At 73.6% G+C, this 17412-nt stretch carries 12 protein-coding genes; 5 read left to right on the plus strand and 7 right to left on the minus strand.

What is annotated here, in order from left to right; genetic code table 11:
• Positions 1 to 15: 15 nt before the first annotated feature.
• Positions 16 to 2055, plus strand: coding sequence for an FAD/NAD(P)-binding protein (locus tag ABT296_RS01210; protein WP_351922265.1), 2040 nt, complete (start codon positions 16 to 18; stop codon positions 2053 to 2055).
• Positions 2045 to 3499, plus strand: coding sequence for a nitrosuccinate lyase (locus ABT296_RS01215; RefSeq protein ID WP_351922266.1), 1455 nt, complete (start codon positions 2045 to 2047; stop codon positions 3497 to 3499). Before ABT296_RS01210 ends, ABT296_RS01215 begins: the two co-directional genes overlap by 11 nt.
• A 426-nt stretch (positions 3500 to 3925) precedes the next feature.
• On the opposite strand, the gene ABT296_RS01220 is transcribed toward ABT296_RS01215, so the two are convergent.
• Positions 3926 to 4108 carry a MerR family transcriptional regulator gene (locus ABT296_RS01220; RefSeq protein ID WP_351922267.1) on the minus strand — a complete coding sequence of 61 codons (183 nt, stop codon included), beginning with the start codon at positions 4106 to 4108 and terminating at the stop codon, positions 3926 to 3928.
• Positions 4105 to 4719, minus strand: coding sequence for a hypothetical protein (locus ABT296_RS01225; RefSeq protein WP_351922268.1), 615 nt, complete (start codon positions 4717 to 4719; stop codon positions 4105 to 4107). The genes ABT296_RS01220 and ABT296_RS01225 overlap by 4 nt, the downstream gene beginning before the upstream one ends.
• Before the next feature lie 275 nt (positions 4720 to 4994).
• Here ABT296_RS01225 and ABT296_RS01230 point away from each other — a divergent pair, with 275 nt between their 5' ends.
• From ABT296_RS01230 to ABT296_RS01240, 3 genes are all read left to right on the plus strand, one after another.
• Complete coding sequence (locus tag ABT296_RS01230; protein ID WP_351922269.1) at positions 4995 to 6062, plus strand: polyprenyl synthetase family protein; 1068 nt, start codon at positions 4995 to 4997, stop codon at positions 6060 to 6062.
• Positions 6063 to 6274: 212 nt separating this feature from the next.
• The gene (locus ABT296_RS01235; protein ID WP_351922409.1) at positions 6275 to 7045 is read left to right on the plus strand and encodes an isoprenyl transferase; all 771 of its coding nucleotides are present in this window, start codon (positions 6275 to 6277) and stop codon (positions 7043 to 7045) included.
• Positions 7046 to 7170: 125 nt separating this feature from the next.
• Complete coding sequence (locus ABT296_RS01240; RefSeq protein WP_351922270.1) at positions 7171 to 8244, plus strand: methyltransferase; 1074 nt, start codon at positions 7171 to 7173, stop codon at positions 8242 to 8244.
• A gap of 73 nt (positions 8245 to 8317) precedes the next feature.
• Here the strand turns inward: ABT296_RS01240 and ABT296_RS01245 are convergent, their stop codons facing one another.
• The 5 genes from ABT296_RS01245 to ABT296_RS01265 form a co-directional block, all read right to left on the minus strand.
• A complete protein-coding gene (locus ABT296_RS01245) occupies positions 8318 to 9139 on the minus strand; it encodes an AfsR/SARP family transcriptional regulator (protein WP_351922271.1) in 822 nt (273 codons plus the stop codon).
• Positions 9140 to 9790: 651 nt separating this feature from the next.
• Entirely contained in the window at positions 9791 to 11749 is a 1959-nt protein-coding gene (locus ABT296_RS01250; RefSeq protein WP_351922272.1) for an ATP-binding protein, read from the minus strand.
• Positions 11750 to 11983: 234 nt separating this feature from the next.
• Positions 11984 to 12823 (minus strand): LuxR family transcriptional regulator, encoded by an 840-nt coding sequence (locus tag ABT296_RS01255; protein WP_351922273.1) that lies wholly within the window; start codon positions 12821 to 12823, stop codon positions 11984 to 11986.
• A 260-nt stretch (positions 12824 to 13083) separates the two neighbouring features.
• Complete coding sequence (locus ABT296_RS01260) at positions 13084 to 13308, minus strand: tautomerase family protein (protein ID WP_351922274.1); 225 nt, start codon at positions 13306 to 13308, stop codon at positions 13084 to 13086.
• On the minus strand, positions 13308 to 17285 hold the full coding sequence (locus ABT296_RS01265) for a non-ribosomal peptide synthetase family protein (RefSeq protein ID WP_351922275.1): 3978 nt from the start codon (positions 17283 to 17285) through the stop codon (positions 13308 to 13310). Before ABT296_RS01265 ends, ABT296_RS01260 begins: the two co-directional genes overlap by 1 nt.
• Between the last annotated feature and the right edge of the window lie 127 nt (positions 17286 to 17412).

Raw genomic sequence — 17412 nt, forward strand, 5'->3', positions numbered from 1 at the left:
GCAGAAGCAGGAACCATGACAACCAGTCACTGCACCGTCGCCCTGATCGGCAGCGGCCCGCGCGGGCTCTCGGTGATCGAACGGCTCTGCGCCAACGCCCGCTCGCTACCCGAGGGCGCCACCGTCCACGTCCATGTGATCGACCCCCATCCGCCGGGCCCCGGCAAGGTGTGGCGCACCGACCAGTCCCGCCATCTGCTGATGAACACGGTGGCCGGACAGATCTCCGTCTTCACCGACGCCTCCGTGGACCTGCGGGGGCCCCTGGAACCGGGCCCGAGCCTCCACGAGTGGGCCTCGGCACTGGCCGCGGGCCGCCACGGCGCCGACTGGCCGCCCCACGTCCTCGACGAGGCCGCCGGGCTGGGCCCCGACACCTATCCGACCCGCGCCTTCTACGGCCGGTACCTGCGCTGGGCGTACCGACGGGTCGTCGAGGGCGCCCCCGAGGGGCTGACGGTCACCGCGCACGCCGCTCTCGCCGTGGCCCTCGACGACGATCCGGACACCGACTCCACCTTGCAGCGGGTCGTGCTGGCCGACGGGACCGTCCTCGGCGCACTGCACGCCGTCATCCTGTGCCAGGGCCACCTGCCGGCCCGGCCCGACCGGGCCGAGCGGGAGTTCGCCGACCGCGCGCGGGCGGCCGGGCTGGTGCGGATCGCCCCCGCCAACCCGGCCGACGTCGACCTCGACGTCCTGGCCCCCGGCAGCACGGTCCTGCTGCGCGGACTGGGCCTGAACTTCTTCGACCACCTCGCCGAGCTGACCGGCGGGCGCGGCGGCACCTTCGCGCGGGAGGGCGGACGGCTCGTCTACCACCCCGGCGGCCGGGAGCCGCGCCTGTACGCCGGGTCGCGGCGCGGGGTGCCGTACCAGGCGCGCGGCGACAACGAGAAGGGCCCGCACGGCAGGCACGAGCCGCTGCTGCTCACCGCCGAACGCGTCGCACGGCTCCGGGCGGCCCGCGCCGGGGCGGGCGCCGCCGGCCTCGACTTCCGCACCGACCTGTGGCCCCTGATCTCCCGCGAGGTCGAGGCCGTCTACTACCGCACCCTGTTCACCTCACGCGGCCACCTCGCCCTCGCCGAGCGCCTCCGGGACGACTTCCTCGCGGCCGGCCCCGAGGAACGAGAGAAGGACGCGGTGCTGTCCGCGTACGGCATCAGCGAGAAGTTCCGCTGGGACTGGGAGCTGCTCGCACGCCCCTACCGGGACCGCGAGTTCACCGGACCGCGGGACTTCACCGACTGGCTCCTCGACCATCTCCGCAAGGACGTCGCGGAAGCCCGCTGCGGCAATGTCAGCGGCCCGCTCAAGGCCGCCCTCGACGTCCTGCGGGATCTGCGCAACGAGGTGCGGCTCGCCGTCGACCACGGCGGCCTGCACGGCGACTCGTACCGCGCCGACCTGGACGAGTGGTACACCCCGCTCAACGCGTTCCTCTCGATCGGGCCGCCCGCGCGGCGCGTCGAGGAGATGACCGCCCTGATCGAGGCCGGTGTGCTCACCGTCCTCGGCCCCGGCCTGCGGGTCACCGTCGACGGCACCGGGTACACCGCGGCCTCCCCGCTGGTGCCCGGCTCCGCGGTGCGCGTGGACGCCCTGGTCGAGGCCCGGCTCCCCGACATCACCCTGAGCCGTACGGAGGATCCGCTGCTGCGCCGGCTGCTGGCGACCGGCCAGTGCGCCGCCTACCGCATCCGCACCCTCTCCGGCGGCAGCCACGTCAGCGACGGACTGGCCGTCACCGAGCGGCCGTTCCACCTCCTCGACGCGGCGGGGCGCGCCCATCCGCGCCGGTTCGCGTTCGGGGTGCCCACGGAGGCGGTGCACTGGGTGACGGCCGCGGGCATCCGCCCCGGCGTCAACTCGGTGACACTCACCGACTCCGACGCGATCGCCCGCGCGGCGCTGTCCTGCGCAGACCACCACTCCGCGGCCACGGCGCCCGACGGCCCCGCGGGCCCGGTGGAGGCGGCCCACGGTTCCACAGCCCCTGCCGACGCCGGCCCCGGAAGCCCGACCGGACAAGGACTCACCCATGCGCACTGACCCCACCCCGGTCGCCGAGGGCCTCGGCCCGGTGAACCTCGCGGCGGACCCCGGTCTGCTGGCGCCGGTCTGGGCGGGCACGCCGGTTCTGGACGCGGTGTCCGACGGAGCCTGGCTCCAGGCCATGCTGGACGCCGAGGCCGCGCTGTGCCGGGCCCAGGCCGCGCTCGGCACGGTGCCCGCGGACGCCGCCCGGGTCATCACCGAGTGCGCGCGCGCCGAACTCCTCGACGTGCGTCAACTGGCGCGGCGGGCACGCGAGTCCGCCAACCCCGTGGTGGCGACGGTCCAGGAGTTCACCCGGGTGGTGGCGGCCCGGGACCCGGAGGCGGCCCGGTCGGTGCACCTCGGCTCGACCAGCCAGGACATCCTCGACACGGCGACCGTCCTGGTCGTCGGGCGGGCCGCCCGACCGATCCGCGCCGACCTCGTGCGCGTGGAGCGGTCCCTGACCGTACTCGCCCGCGAGCACCGGGACACCCTCGTCGCGGGCCGGACCCTGGCCCTGCACGCCGTACCCACCACCTTCGGCCTGAAGGCGGCCGGCTGGCGCCATCTCGTACTGGACGCGGCCCACCGGCTCGACGTGCTGTGCGCCGAGGGACTCCCCGTCCAACTCGGCGGCGCGGCAGGCACGTTGGCCGGCTACCTCCAGCATGCGCCGACGGCCGACCCGGCCGCGTACGTCCACGACCTGACGCGGGCCTTCGCGGCCGAACTGGACCTGTCCGCCCCGCTCGTCCCGTGGCACGTGCTGCGCACCCCCGTGGTGGACGCCGCCGTCGCCGCCGCCTTCCTCTGCGGCGCCCTCGGGAAGATCGCCGTGGACGTGCTCTCCCTGACCCGCACCGAGGTGGGCGAGGTGCACGAGCCGGCGCCCGGCGGCCGGGGCGCCTCCTCGGCCATGCCGCACAAACGCAACCCCGTGCTGGCCACCGCCATCAGGTCCGCCGCCCTCCAGGCGCCCCAGCTCGCCGCGACGGTGCTGGGCTGTCTGCCCAGCGAGGACGAACGGTCGGCGGGCGCCTGGCACGCCGAGTGGGAACCGCTGCGCGCCCTGCTCCGGCTGGCCGGGGGAGCCGCGCACCAGGCGGTCGAGCTGGTCGCCCGGCTGTCGGTGGACGCGGAGCGGATGCGCGCCAACACCGCGCTCACCGGCGGACAGATCGTGTCCGAGCGGATCGCCGCCGCCCTCGCCCCGGCACTCGGCAAGGCCCGCGCCCGCGAGCTGCTCAACGAGGCGTCGGCCCGCTCGGCCCGCACAGGCGAGCCGTTGGCCCGGATCCTCCGGGAGGACGGCGCGACCGCCTCCGCCCTGGCCGCCGCCCCGACGACCGACCTGTTCGACCCCGGCGCCTACACGGGCGCCGCGGGCCCCCTGACGGACCGCGCACTGTCCCGCACCCTGCCGGAGGCGCCGGGAGGGCGGCGGCCCGATCAGTGAGGCACGCCCCACCCGGCCCCACCGCGGAACCCCCGCCCGCCCGAGGCCCGGCCGACCCGCCGGTCGCGTTGCCGGAGGGGTGGCGCCGGGCGGCCCTGGCGCGTTGGGCGTGCGTGCCGGCCGGGTGGGCGGTGGGTGGTGGTGCGGGGTCGTTCCTGGCGTTGGGCATGCGCGCCGGCCGCGTGGCCTGTGGGCCCGCGTGGCATCGGGCCGTTCCCGGTGTTGGGTACGCGCGCCTGCCGTGTCGCCGGGGGGCGCTGGTGGTTCCGGGGCGCCCTCGGCATCGGGTACGCACAGCGGCCGCGTGGCCGGAGGGCCCTGGCGGCGCCGAGCCGCGCCCCCGGCGTCCGCCGTGTGCGCCTGCCGTGTCGCCGGACGGCTCGCGTGCCTCCGGGCCGGCCCTCGTCGCTCGGGGTCGGCCGTTCGTCACTTGCGTCGGTGCAGGGCGATGCGGGTCAGTTCGTCGATGTCGAACTCGGAGCGCCCGGGGGTGCCGTAGCGGGTGATCTTGCCGCGGCTCACCCACTTGCGGATCGTCGCCTCGGAGACGCCCGCGGCGAGGGCGGCCACCTTCGTCGGCACCAGCCGGTCGCGCGGCGGCCGGCTCACGCGCCGACGGCCTTCTGCCGCTCCAGGAGCGGACGCAGGGTGATCCACTCGTGCATGTCCCAGGAGTGGCCCGAGGAGCAGTGGATCCCGCGCCCGGCGGGCCGTACCGGCGTGGTGATCGTGCCGGGGCAGTCGGCCACCACGCACTCCCGGGTGAGCCCGCCGGGCTCGCCGGGCTCCGGGTCGATGGTGCGCAGCAGTTCACGGCGGAGTCCGTCGATCTCGTCCGCGAAGTCGGCCGCCGGCGGCTGGTCGGCAAGCCAGGGCAGATGGCGGAGCAGGAAGTGCGTCACGCGGGGCACCGAGCGGGTGGGGGCGACACCGCCGCGCTCGTCGGCGACGAACTTCGCCCACGACTCCAGGATCTCCAGCAGGTTGTGCCGCGCGTCGAGCGCGGTCGTGTTCAGACGGTCCCTGTTCCGGCTCCCGGAGACGCGGGTGTGGTGCAGCTGCCGGGACGTGGGTAAGACGTGATGCAGGCTTTCCCGGTAGAGACCTGGCAGGGCGCGCAGATTCCTCTCCAACTGCCGCACCCGTGAAGCGCAGAGGCCGGATTCGGGCGCCTCCTGGGATTCCCGCGCGGACATTTTGGGGCAGGCGTGAGACTCCATGGAATTCCTTTCCTGGGCGGATTGCCCGACGCCCGTCACGGATGAAGTGAACGGCCCGGAATCGGACGGCACATGCTCACGTGGGTCGACGGACTCGTGGAGAAGAGCGAGGAGATCGCGGCGGGGAAGTCGGAATTCCGGGCCGCGGGCGCACTGGGAGATTTCCACGGGCCGGTTCGGAGTGTCAACGTTCTGTATTCGCGGTCGATCGCCGCTAAAGCGGAACTCCAGACTCACTCCGTGCGGTCCTCGTTCTCGATTCTGAGGAGACACCTGTGACTTCGGACGTCACCACCGGCACCGGGCAGGAGGCCGCCGGCCTCGCCCGCCGTACCCGCACCGAGTTGCTGCGCCGGGTGGAGGACCGGCTGCGCTCGCATCTCGCCGACGAACGCGACCACTGGGCCGAGGTGCACGAGGGCGCGGTCGTCCCGGTCGACGCGCTGGCCGCGCTGATCGCGTCGGGCGGCAAGCGCATCCGGCCCGCGTTCTGCCTCACCGGCCATCTCGCCGCGGGCGGCGACCCGGACGACCCCGGCATCGTCGCGGCCGCGGCCGCCCTGGAGATGCTGCACCTGTCCGCCCTCGTCCACGACGACGTCCTCGACGACTCCGGCCTGCGCCGCGGAGTGCCGACCGTGCACACCAGGTTCACGGCACTGCACGAGAGCCACGGCTGGCAGGGCGAGGCACGCCGGTACGGCGAGGGCGTGGCCCTCCTCGTCGGCGACCTCGCGCTCGTCTACGCCGAGGAACTCATGACCCACGCGCCCGGGACGGCGGTCCCGGAGTGGAACCGGCTGCGCTCCGAGGTGATGATCGGCCAGTACATGGACGTCCACGCGGCGGCCGAGTTCTCGGCCGACCCCCGCACCTCCCGACTGATCGCCAGGATCAAGTCCGGCCGCTACACCATCCACCGCCCGCTCGTGGTGGGCGCGAGCGCGGCGGGCCGCGCCGACCTGGCCCCCGCCTTCGAGGAGTACGGCGAGGCCGTGGGCGAGGCGTTCCAGCTCCGGGACGACCTCCTCGACGCCTTCGGGGACCAGGCCGCCACCGGCAAACCCACCGGCCTGGACCTCAGCCGGCACAAGATGACGCCGCTGCTGGGCTGGGCCATGCAGCGCGACGAGCACATCCACACCCTGATGACCGAGCCGGGGCACACCCCCGACGAGGTGCGCCGCCGGCTGGTGGAGACCGGTGTCCCCGCCGACGTGGAGCGGCACATCGAGGGGCTCGTCGAGCGGGGCCGCAAGGCCATCGCGGACGCGCCGATCGCCCCGGTCTGGCGCACGGAACTGGCGGAGATGGCCCACCGGGTCGCCCACCGCACGACCTGAGCCCGGACGCCCTGAAGCCACATCGAGCGCCCCGAAGCCACCCCGAGCGCCGCCGCCACCCTCGGCGGCGGCGCTTTCACACATGGTGCGCCGCCCCCGCGCACCGGTCCCCGAGGACCGCAGTACCTGCGCCGATGGCTCAAGCTCCGTGCCGGGCGATACGGTGGCCCCCACTAGCGGTAGGTGGGGACGAAGGGACATGGCACGTGGCCTTGAGGGCGCTTCGCGCGGGTTTGGAAGCCCTGTACGTCAGGCGGCTGGCGCGCAAGCTGGACGGCAAGCCACGGCCCCGCCACGTCGCCATCATGCTGGACGGCAACCGCCGTTGGGCCCGCGGCGCCGGACACGACGACGTCCGTGAGGGGTACCGCGTCGGCGGCGCCAAGGTCGGCGACTTCCTGCGCTGGTGCGACGCGGCGGACATCGAGCACGTCACGCTGTGGATGCTCTCCGACGACAACCTCCACCGGCCGCCCGCCGAACTCGGGCCGCTGCTGGAGATCATCGAGGAGACCGTGGCCAGCATCTGCGCGGCCGACGAGGACTGGCGGATCGAGGTCATCGGCGCCCTGGACCTGCTCCCGGGGGAGACCGCGCGCACGCTGAAGGACGCCGTCGCCCGCACCACCGGCCGCACCGGCCTCAAGGTCGACGTGGCGGTCGGCTACGGCGGTCGCCGCGAGATCATCGACGCGGTGCGGTCCGCCTTCGACAAGCACATCTCCACGGGCGGCGACCCGGTCGAGCTCGCCGAGAACTTCGACCTCCAGCACATCTCGGACAATCTGTACTCCCCGGCCGGCCCCGACACCGACTTCATCATCCGCACCTCGGGCGAACAGCGACTGTCCGGCTTCCTGTTGTGGCAGTCGGCCTACGCCGAGGTCCACTTCGTCGAGGTCCTGTGGCCCGCGTTCCGTGAGATAGACCTGCTGCGCGCCCTGCGCTCCTACGCCGTCCGCGACCGGCGTTACGGCAGGTGACAGCCGCTTTCCCGGCCCAGGGCCACACCACAGCACCGCTCTACCGGCACTCCAGAAACGCTCCCGATACTCGGTAGCAGTACTGGAGCGGGGCCCCGCCCACACGCCGATCCGAAGGGATTGCTGTGTCCAACCCTGATGCCGTACTCGTCCGTATGCGCGAGTACATGGTGGGACCCACCCGGTTCATGATCCTCCACGCCTGCTTCGAGCTGGGCCTGGTCGACGCGCTGCGCAAGGAGGGCGGCCTGACCGCGGCGGAGCTCGGCGCGGCTGTCGGGGCCCGCCCCGACGCGGTCGAGCAGATGCTGACCCTGCTGGTCAAGGAGGGTTTCGTCGCCCTGGACGAGTCCACCGGCGGCTACACCCTCGACGCCCTCGCGGACGTCGCCGAGCCGGACCTGCAACGCGTCCTGACCTTCATGGGCATGATCAAGACGGGCATGCTGCGGCAGCTGTACCACCTCACCGACAGCGTGCGCACCGGCACCGCGGTCGGACTGAAGGAGCTCTACGGGTTCGAGGGCACGCTCTTCGAGGCCGCGGCGGTGGTCCCCGAGGTGCGCGCCGCGTGGGGGCCGCTCGCGCAGAACGAGACCGCGAGCGTCTACCCGTGGTTCTTCCGCAGCTTCGACGTCCCCGATGGCGCCCGGGTGCTCGACGTACGGGGCGGCAACGGCCTCGGAGCGATCATGACCTGTCAGCTCAAGGGCTCGCCCGGGCTGCGGGTGACCGCCCTGGACCGCCCCGAGCTGGAGGCCGAGTGCCTGCGCAACTTCGAGGCGCAGGGGGTCGCCGACCAGTGCTCGTTCGTGAGCGGTGACGCCCTGGACCCGCTGCCGGGCGGCTTCGACGTGGTGCTGCTGAAGCACTTCGTCGACATGCACGACAAGGACGAGGTGCTCACCCTGTTCCGCAACGCCCACGAGGCGCTGGAACCGGGCGGCCGGATCGTCGTCCTGGCGCCCGTGTACCCCGAGGACGTCAAGGACCCCGACGACCTCCAGGCCGACTTCTTCCCCGCCTACATCCTCGGCTGCGTGGTGGGCCGCGGCGGGCTCCAGAAGCTCTCCACGTACCGCGACTGGCTCCAGGAGTGCGGGTTCGAGGTCACGGACGTGGCCGCGAAGGATCCCGCGGACATCCCGGCGGACGCCATCATCAACCGTGTGGTGATCTGCGCGACGAAACGCGGCTGAACGCGGCCGGTCCGAGGACGCGCTGCGAGGACGCCGGTGCGGCGGGGCCCGGCCCCGCCGCACCGGCGTCCGTTCAGGCGGTGTAGAGGTCGAACGTCGAACTGCGCCTGGGTCCGGCGAGCACGTCGAGCTGGGGGTCGACGACGAGCATCGCCTGGTGCAGCCGCTGCACCCGCGGCGACGGCTCGACGCCGAGCCCTTCGATCAGCCGGATGCGCAGCCTGCGGTACACCTCCAGCGCCGACGCCTGCCGGCCCGACCGGTACAGCGCCACCATGGCCTGCGAGTGCAGCCCCTCGTGCTGCGGGTGCCGTGCCGTCAGCTCGGTCAGCTCCGGGATCAGCTCGGTGTGCCGACCGAGCCGCAGATCGGCGTCGATCCGCCGCTCGACGGTGCCCAGCCGGCTCTCCTCCAACCGCAGGATCTCGATCCGCAGGACCGGTCCCACCCGTACGTCGACCAGGGCCGGCCCCCGCCACTGGGTGAGCGCCTGCCGGAAGCGGTCGGCCGCGACGACGTCGTCACCGGCCTCGTAGGCGGACCGCCCCTCGGAGGTCATGCGTTCGTAGGTGTGCACGTCGACGCTGGCCGGCGGGACGGTCAGGACGTAGCCGCCGTGCCGGGTGGCGAGGATGTCCTTGGCGGTGCCCGGGGCGTCCGGCCCCATCGCGCCGCCGAGCCGTCGGCGCAGTTGGAGTATGTACGTCTGTAAGGTCGCCAGCGCGCTCTGGGGTGGTTCGGAACCCCATAGTTCTTCCATGAGCGTGGAGACGGGCACCACCCGTCCCGGGTAGAGGGCGAGCAGGGACAGCATCTGCCGCGGTTTGCCGGCCGAGGGGACGATCGACTCCCCGTTGACCTCCGCACACAACGTGCCCAGAATCTGGATCTTCATGATCTCCCCCGTACGTCGTCGAATCCCACTCGGCGGGTTCGCCGCGAGTCGGTGACCCAGAAGACGCCCGACGCGCTGGACGGCCGTTCCCGGCCCGGCGGGTTGCCGACGCACCTGCGCGCGCCGTGGGGGAGGGCAACCCTGGGCAGGGAGTGGTCACTCAGCTCGCGGGAACCTGTCTGGCTTGGCCGGATCATTCCGGTGCGCACGCCGACCAGTGTTGTCCATACGACTTGGGTCGCACTGTTCGACGACTTGGCGCCGGCTTGGCGACCGCCGCGCGCGGGAGTGCGCACCGGCACGGTCCAGGACCGCCCGGGCGGTGCCCGAGCGCGAGGTGAGGCGAGGCTCCCGGCCCGCCGCGCGCCGGGGCGCGCGCGGGCGTACCCCGGGCCCGCCTGGGCCGCCGCTCTCGCCAAGCCGACGTCAAGCCGTGGGCGGCACCGCGCCGGCGCCCGGGGCGCGGCCCGCGCCCGACGGCAGGCCGAAATCGTGCCGCCCCGCGCCCGCGCGGCGACGGCCCCGCCCCCGCGCCCGTACGGGGATTCGGTGGCCGTTCGGTCACCCGGTCGCGGCGGTGCGCCCGCCCGGGCTTACGGGGCCCCAGGGCGTACGGGCTTCAGGGGATACGGGCCTCGGGGCGTACGGGCTTCAGTCGGCGGTTCTGAAGATGCTGCCCTTCCAGGGGCGCGCCGCAGCGGCGCGGATCCGGCGCAGCAGGTGGACCCGGCGCAGCCGGCCCATCGTCTGGTACAGCACCTCGGCGGTCAGCGCATGGGTGAAGGAGTACCAGCCCAGGCGCTGCTGGTCCTCCCCGATCAGCCCGGCCGCGACGATGGCGTCCACCACCCGCAGCGCCTCCCCGATCTCCACCGAGGCGGCCTCGGCGACCACGTCGATGGCGAAGGTACCGCCCGCGATCGCCGCGACGGACAGCAACTCCAGCGCGGTCGGCCCGAGTTTCTCCACCCGGCCCAGGACGACCTCGCGCACGGGCGCGGGCACCGAGGCCGTCCGGGCCCGGCCGGAGCGCTCCACGCTGTCGAACACCTTGATGAGCTGACGGAGATAGAACGGGTTGCCGCCGGTGCGGTACCACAGCTCCTCGGCGCTGGCCCGGCTCACCTCCCGGTGCAGCATCGCGCTCGCCAGCGCCCGGGTCTCCGCGACCCCGAGGCCGGTCAGCGCCACCCGCGTCATCTCCGCGCGGGCCAGTGCCGCCGAGGTCCCGGTGAGGGCCCCCGCCTCGTCGGACCGGTAGGACGCGGCCACCAGCAGACGGCTCGCGGAGACGGACTCGGCGAGGTGCGCCAGCAGCCGCAGCGAGTGGGGGTCCGCCTGATGCAGATGGTCCAGCACGATCACCAGGGGCGTGACCTGCGAGGCGCTCGTCAGGTAGTGCACGATCGCCTCGAACCGGCGCAAGGTGGCCGTGTCGGCGTCGGCACCTTCCGCGGGCAGGCCCGTCTCCCCGTCGAGCACCTCGGCCACCGGGCCCGGCAGCCGGCGTCCGGTGTCATGGCCGGCCGCGGTCGCCAGCACCTGCCGCCAGGGCCACAGCGGCGGTGTGGCCACATGCCCGGGACAGGCACCCCACAACACCGTGCACTCCGGGGCCAGTTCGGCGAACCGCCGGAGCAGCCGGGTCTTGCCGATGCCCGGTTCGCCGGACACCGTCACCACCCGCCCCTGGCCGACGGCCGCCTCGGCCGCCACCGTGGCGAGGTGCCGCAGGGCCCCCTCGCGACCGACGAAGACATCCGTGTTCCTGGCCGGTGCGGGACTGCGCGCGGTCGGCACCCGCAGCGGTACGGCCGCCACCGTGGGACCGGCCCGTGCCACCGGGGACGGGCCGTTCGGGGCGGGCCGCCAGTCCAGTCCGGGGGCGTGGCTGAGGATCTCGCGTTCGAGGTGCTGCAGGGCGGGCCGCGGATCGATGCCCAACTCCTCGCCGAGGCGCCGCTGGTTGGTGCGCAGCACGGCGAGCGCGTCGGCCTGCCGGCCGGCCCGGTACAGGGCCAGGCTGAGCAGTTCGCAGCCGTACTCGCGCAGTGGGTGCGCCTTCATGAACGCCTCGAGTTCCGCGACCGCGACCTCGTGGGCGCCCACGGCCAGCAGCGCGGCGCACTGCCCCTCGACGGCCGACAGCCGCAGCTCCCCGAGCCGTGCCACCTCCGCCGCGACATGCACCGAGTGCGACACCTCCGGGTAGGCCTCGCCGCGCCAGAGGGCCAGCGCGGCCTCGAACCCGGTCAGCGCCTCGTGCGGATCGCCCCTGTTCCACGCCTGCCAGCCCGCCTTGGCGCGGCGCTCGAAGCTGCTGACGTCGACCTCGACGGTGTGGCCGTCCAGCAGATAGCCGCGGTCGTTGGTGTGCAGCACCTTCGTCGGTGCCCGGGGTGCCCGGTCGGGTTCCAGGACGCGGCGGAGGTTGGCGACGTAGGACTGCAACGATGTCATCGCCGATGGAGGCGGTGATTCCGCCCAGAGCGCCTCCAGCATCACGTCCACCGGCACGGTCTGGCCGAGCCGGCTCACCAATAACGCGACCAGTTTGCGTTGTTTGGGCGCCCCGAGATCCACCGGACGCCCGGTGACGACCGCTTCCAAAGGCCCCAGTGCCCTGAATTCGGCCCGGGGGAGAGAGAGGGTCTTCGTATTCGCGGTACTCGCGGTATTCGTGGGCTGTGCAAGCAATTCCACGTCGGCTAAATGAGCGAGGCCGTCACAGTTCACGCATGTCCCCTCGGCTGGGCGAAGGCATCGCGAACCCTCTTCGGCCCCCGCGCTGGGTTGAGTATGTTTAGCGGGCAGATCTCTGTCAAGGCGGGATAACGCCGCAGGTCAGGGGAGTTCTCCGGGATGTGCGACGGCGTACTCGCCGCGCGCCATCCGGTAACCGAGCTGGAATCGGTGCTCGGCTCCGTACTGCTCGCGCAGTGAGGCGATGTGCCCCTGCACGGACCGCAGGCTCATACCGAGGCGCCTGGCGATGGCCTTGTCGGAACGGCCCTCGATCAGCAGCGCCTTGATGGCCTGGCGTACGTCGGGCACCACCTCGCGCGCGGCGTCCGCCGCCCGCACCGGACGGAACGGGAAGCCCTCGGCCCGGACCCACGCCTTCTCGAACACGCCCTGGAGGAAGGCGATGACGGCGGTGTCCCGGATCAGCGCGGTGCTGGGGGAGGGGCCGCCGCCCGGGATGAAGGCGACCTCTCCGTCGACGACGACCAGCCGGTCGAAGAACTCCGGGAGCGTGCGCACCGCCACGTCGCCGCGCTCCATGATCTGCTGCACGTACTTCTTCCTGGGCTCGGAGAACCGGGCGCTGTGCTGGAACAGCGTGCGCAGGGCGGCGCCCCGGGCCAGCGGACCCAGGACCGCCGCGCGCATCGCGTCGAGGGCGGCCGCCGGGCCCGGCTCGTCCGGCTGGGCGGTGAGGATCTCGCGCCGGGCGCCGCGCAGCGCGTCGATCACCGCCTCCTGGACGGTGTCGGGGTCGTCGAGGTACCGGATGAGGCCCGGGGCCCCGGTGTCGGCGGGAGCGGCGACGAGCAGCCGGCCCGCGGTCCGGGTGGCGTACCGTTCGAGGCTGCCCAGTGTGTCGGCGATCCGCAGCAGCGACTCCAGCGGTGAGTCGGCGGGGCACAGGGTGTCCCGGGTCTGTCCGCTGCCTGCGCTCATGGCGTCATCCTTTCCGAGGGCTCGGTCCGGCGACGGGCGCGCGGGGTCCTCGCGCGGTCGCGGCTCCGGTCGGGACGGGAAGGTGTACTCGTGCCCTCGGCACGAGGAGCGGCACCTCCGGCGCGGCAGCCGTTCACCTCCGCGTTCACACCGGTTGCCGCCTGACCAGATCCTTGGTGAACGCCCCGGAAGTCGCAACCGAAATCGCGGGCACCCCAGTGATCCTGGGGCGAAACTCTAGAACCCCTCGCGGCAGGCCCTCAGTAGCCGGGCTCCTTCGCCAACTCCCCCCGGCGGGCGGCGATCCCGGGCCGGTACACCCGCGTGTCCCAGTCCTCGGGCTCGACGGGCTCCAGGGCGATGGAGATCACCCGCTCCTCCACCCCGAACGCCTCCCGCACGGCGGCGACGACCTGCTCCACCAGGCGGGAACTCTCCTCGGGAGTCAGGGACTTGGGGAAGTGCTGGATCGTCACATGCGGCATCAGGGTGTCCTTGTCGACGGGTCGGCCGGGTGCGGTGTCGGTCGGGGTGCGGCGCGCCGGAGCGCCCGGGCCAGCTCGCCGACGCCGGGGTCGCGCAGCACCCCGTAGTGGTCGGCCTCCAGCTGGACGACGGTGGGCGGCGCGGCCGTCGCGCCCACGGCGCGTTCGATGAAGGAGGGTTCGTCGTCCCGTGCGCGGAAGACGGTCACGGGCGCCGAGACCGGCCGCGCGACGGCGTCCGCCGGGCCCCGGGTGAATCCGTAGGTGCGGCGCACCACGGTCACCACCCGCCGGATCAGCCCCGGGTCCAGTTGCGGGAACCGCCGCTCCACGAACCGGGCGAAACTCTCCGCGTCACGGCACTCACGTAGACACGCCTCGACGCCCGGACCGCGCACGGTGCCGGCGAAGACGGAGTGCAGGACGGTGACGAAGACGGGATCGGCGAAGTCGCCGACGCTCCCCGGGTCGGGGTCGAGGTCGCCCGCGCCGGTGTCGGTGGGGTCGAGGTCACCCGCGCCGCTGCCGGCCGAGTCTCCGCCGCCCGCAGGGCCCGGCCGGGCCGCGTCGTCCACCCGTGGCGATCCCGGCGCCAGCAGGAACACCCGCTCCACCCGGTGGCCCGCCGCCTCCAGCTGCCGTGCCGCCTCGAAGGCGACCCGCGCCCCGAACGAGTAGCCCCAGAGCGTGTAAGGGCCCTCCGGCTGGATCTCCCGCAGCTCGGCGACATCGGCGGCGGCCATCTCCGCCACGGACGGCAGCGGGGTCTCGCCCTCGTTGACGCCGATCGCCTGGACGCCGTGGACGGCACCCTCGCCGGGCGCCCGGGCCGCGAGCAGCCGCAGGTTCATCGTGACCCCGCCCAGCCCCGGCCAGCAGAACACCGGCGGCCCGCCGGCACCGGGCCGCAGCGGCGTGATCCGGGACCCGGTCGCCGCCGCCCCCGCGGTCACCGCCGCGGCCAGGCCCGCCACCGTGGGCGCCTCGAAGAGCAGTTGGAGCGGCACGGCACAGCCGAACACCTCGTTGATCCGCCGGATGAGGGCGACCGCGATCAGCGAGTTCCCGCCCAGCTGGAAGAAGTCGTCGTGCACGGAGACGAAGTCCCGCCGCAGCGCCGTCCGCCACAGACCGCACAGCCGCGCCTCGGTGGGATCGCGGGGCTCCACCACCGGACGCACCCGGTCCGCCATCGAGTCCACATGGCGCGCCAGGGCCTTGGTGTCGATCTTGCCGCTCGGGGTCTGCGGCAGCTCGGGCAGGATCAGGATCCGGCCGGGGAGCATGTACTCGGGCAGCGAGGCGGCCAGGTCGTCCCGGATCAGCTCCTGCGGCCCCTTCATGTGGACCTGGTCCTCGTCCATGCCCTCGTGCCGGACCTGTTCCTCGCTGACCGTGCCGCCCACGCAGAAGTACGAGGGGCCGGTCGGCCGCCCCGCCCGCCGCAGGATCTCCGTCATCCGCCGGGCGGCGGGCAGGTCGTCCCCGGAGCGGGAGCTGTAGCCGGCCGGCATCAGCCCCAGGCGGGCCGTGTTGGTCATCAGGCGTTGCAGCTCGCGCCCCAGATCGACATGGCCCAGCCGGTCCCGGCCCCGCCCGGCGCGGCCGACGAGCGTGATGCCGAGGGCCGACCGTTCGTAGGCGGCCTGGTTGATGGCGATCACATGGCGTTTGAGGACCAGTTCGTCGCTGATCCGCTCCAGCCGGCCGTCCCGGTGCAGGTACTGGCCGCTGGGCAGTCCCGTCCCGCTGCCCGGGTGGAACTGCACGTACAGGTCGAGGTCCGGCCGCGGGGGCGCGGCACCGGCGGGCACCAGCTCGAAGGCGGCCAGGAAGAGGTCGCCGTCGTGCCCCCCGAGCCGCCGGGCGACGGCGCCGTCGTACGCCGTCCCCGCGAGGGCCAGTCCGTGGGCGGGCAGCACCTCGTCGAAGAGCCCGGCGATGTGCCCGGCCTCGATCTCCAGCACCTCCCGGACGTTCTTGCGGTACACCGCCTCGATGGCCGTCCTGCGGCCGACGAGACGGACCCGCACACCGGGCCGCGCACGGGGGCCGGCGGGCTCGGTCAGCACGAGTTCGTGGCGGACCGGGTGGTAGTAGTGGAGGCCCGCCGCCAGGCCCTCCACGCCGACGCACTCCAGGTACAGCTGGGCCGCGTACAGGGAGCCGGGGGAGGCGTAGGCGTACTTCGGCAGCAGCCGGTCCGCGCTGTGGTACTGCCCGAAGTGGCGCAGGATCAGGCCGAGTTCGTCCAGGGTCAGCTCCTCGGGGCGACGCGGAGCGACCGCGGCCGTGTCCGCTCCGGGCCGTCGGCCGAGCGCCGCCAGGACGTCCGCCACGACCGGCGGTCCGCCCTCGTAGAAGCGGTAGGTCTTGCGCGCGAAGGCCATCCGCCGCTGCTCCCGGTCGGCGACGGCACCCGGCAGGCGCACCGTGGGCCGTCCGGCGAGGTCGGCCGCGTCCCGCACCCCGGCACCGGCGAGCTGTGCCCGGACCTGGAGCCGGGAGGACTTCGAGGCGTGATGCGCGCCGAACTCGCCCTGGTCCATCAACGCGGCCTCACGCGGGCTGAGTTCGACGCAGGCGACCAGACCGCCCGCCCCGGTGACCGGATCCGTGCTCAGCAGGACGGCCGCGTTCCGCACCCAGTCGTGGGCCTCGACGGCCAGCCGCACCTCGTCCAGCTCGATCCTGAAGCCGCGCAGTTTCACCTGGTTGTCGGCCCGGCCGGCGAACTGGGCGGTGCCGTCGGGATTCCACCGGGCCAGATCCCCGGTGCGGTAGAGCCGTTCATGGCCGGGCTCACCCGGCCGGACAAAGGGGTTCGGCCGGAAGCGCTCCGCGGTGAGGTCGGGGCGGTGCAGGTAGCCGCGTGCCAACTGCACTCCGCTGATGTGCAGTTCACCTGTTTCGCCGTCCGTCACCGGACGGCCCCCGGGGTCCAGGATGTGGTAGCGCAGGCCCGGCACGGGTCTGCCGATCGGCACGGTCTCGGGGCCCTCGTCCAGGGCGGCCGGATCGACCGTGTGGGCCGAGGTGTTGATGGTGCACTCGGTCGGCCCGTACAGGTTGACCAGCGCGGTCCGGGGCAGCGCCCGGGTCAGCCTGCGGGCCAGCGGGCGGGTCAGCGCCTCGCCGCCGCTGAACAGATGGGTGAGCGAGGTGCACCTGCCGAGTTCGCCGGTGTCGACGAGGGCCTGGAGGAGCGTCGGCACGCACTGCAGCGCCGTCACCGCGTGCCTGTTCACGGCCTCGACGATCCGCACCGGATCCCGGTGGATGCCACCGGACCCGATCACCACCCGGCTCCCGCAGGCCGGGGCGAGGATCTCCCACTGGGCGGCGTCGAAACCGACCGGAGTCTTGTGCAGCACGGTCGCCCCCGGGCCCAGCCCGAAGGTGCCGGCGAGCCAGCGCATCTGGTGCGCCAGGGCCCGGTGCTCGACCGCCACGCCCTTGGGCCGCCCGGTGCTCCCCGAGGTGTGGATGACGTACGCCAGATCCGTCGGGCGCGGTCCTTCGGGCAGCACCGCCGGATCGGTGTCGGAGCGGCCCTTGACGAACTCCACGACGTCCTCGAGCGTGACCACGGTGATGCCCGGCCCGAGAAGCTCCGCGAGCCGGCCGCGCAGCGAGTCCTGGGTGAGCACCACCCCCGTCCGGGCGTCCCGGGCGACCAGGCGGATGCGCTCCTCGGGATAGTCGGGCGGGAGCGGAAGGTAGGCGCCGCCCGAGCGCAGCACGCCCCACGCACCGACCACCAGGTCCAGGGAGGGCTCGACGAACAGGCCCACACCGTCGTCCGCCGAGACACCCAGCCGGTGCAGGAAACGCGCCACGTCGTCGGCCCGGTCGGCCAGTTCGCGGAAGGTGAGTGCCTCCCCGTCGTGGACCACGGCGAGATCGCCGGGCCGCTCCCGGGCCCGGGCGCGCAGCAGATCGGGCAGACAGGGCCCGGCGGCATCCTGACTCTTCATCGACGTCCCCCCGTGCTCGGATCGCGCTTCGACCTCCGCTCGAACGTACGGACAGGAATTCGCACCGGCGCCGCGGGCCACCCCCGCAATCCATGAAGTGCGGCAACCCGAACCATGGTTCGCGTGG

Source organism: Streptomyces sp. NPDC000983, assembly GCF_040299205.1.
Classification (GTDB): Bacteria; Actinomycetota; Actinomycetes; order Streptomycetales; family Streptomycetaceae; genus Streptomyces.

Coding starts and splice junctions, on each gene's coding strand:
- ABT296_RS01215 (WP_351922266.1), top strand. CDS start 2,045: ATGCGCACTGACCCCACCCCGGTCGCCGAGGGCCTCGGCCCGGTGAAC.
- ABT296_RS01255 (WP_351922273.1), bottom strand. CDS start 12,823: ATGAGCGCAGGCAGCGGACAGACCCGGGACACCCTGTGCCCCGCCGAC.
- ABT296_RS01265 (WP_351922275.1), bottom strand. CDS start 17,285: ATGAAGAGTCAGGATGCCGCCGGGCCCTGTCTGCCCGATCTGCTGCGC.
- ABT296_RS01260 (WP_351922274.1), bottom strand. CDS start 13,308: ATGCCGCATGTGACGATCCAGCACTTCCCCAAGTCCCTGACTCCCGAG.
- ABT296_RS01210 (WP_351922265.1), top strand. CDS start 16: ATGACAACCAGTCACTGCACCGTCGCCCTGATCGGCAGCGGCCCGCGC.
- ABT296_RS01225 (WP_351922268.1), bottom strand. CDS start 4,719: ATGGAGTCTCACGCCTGCCCCAAAATGTCCGCGCGGGAATCCCAGGAG.
- ABT296_RS01245 (WP_351922271.1), bottom strand. CDS start 9,139: ATGAAGATCCAGATTCTGGGCACGTTGTGTGCGGAGGTCAACGGGGAG.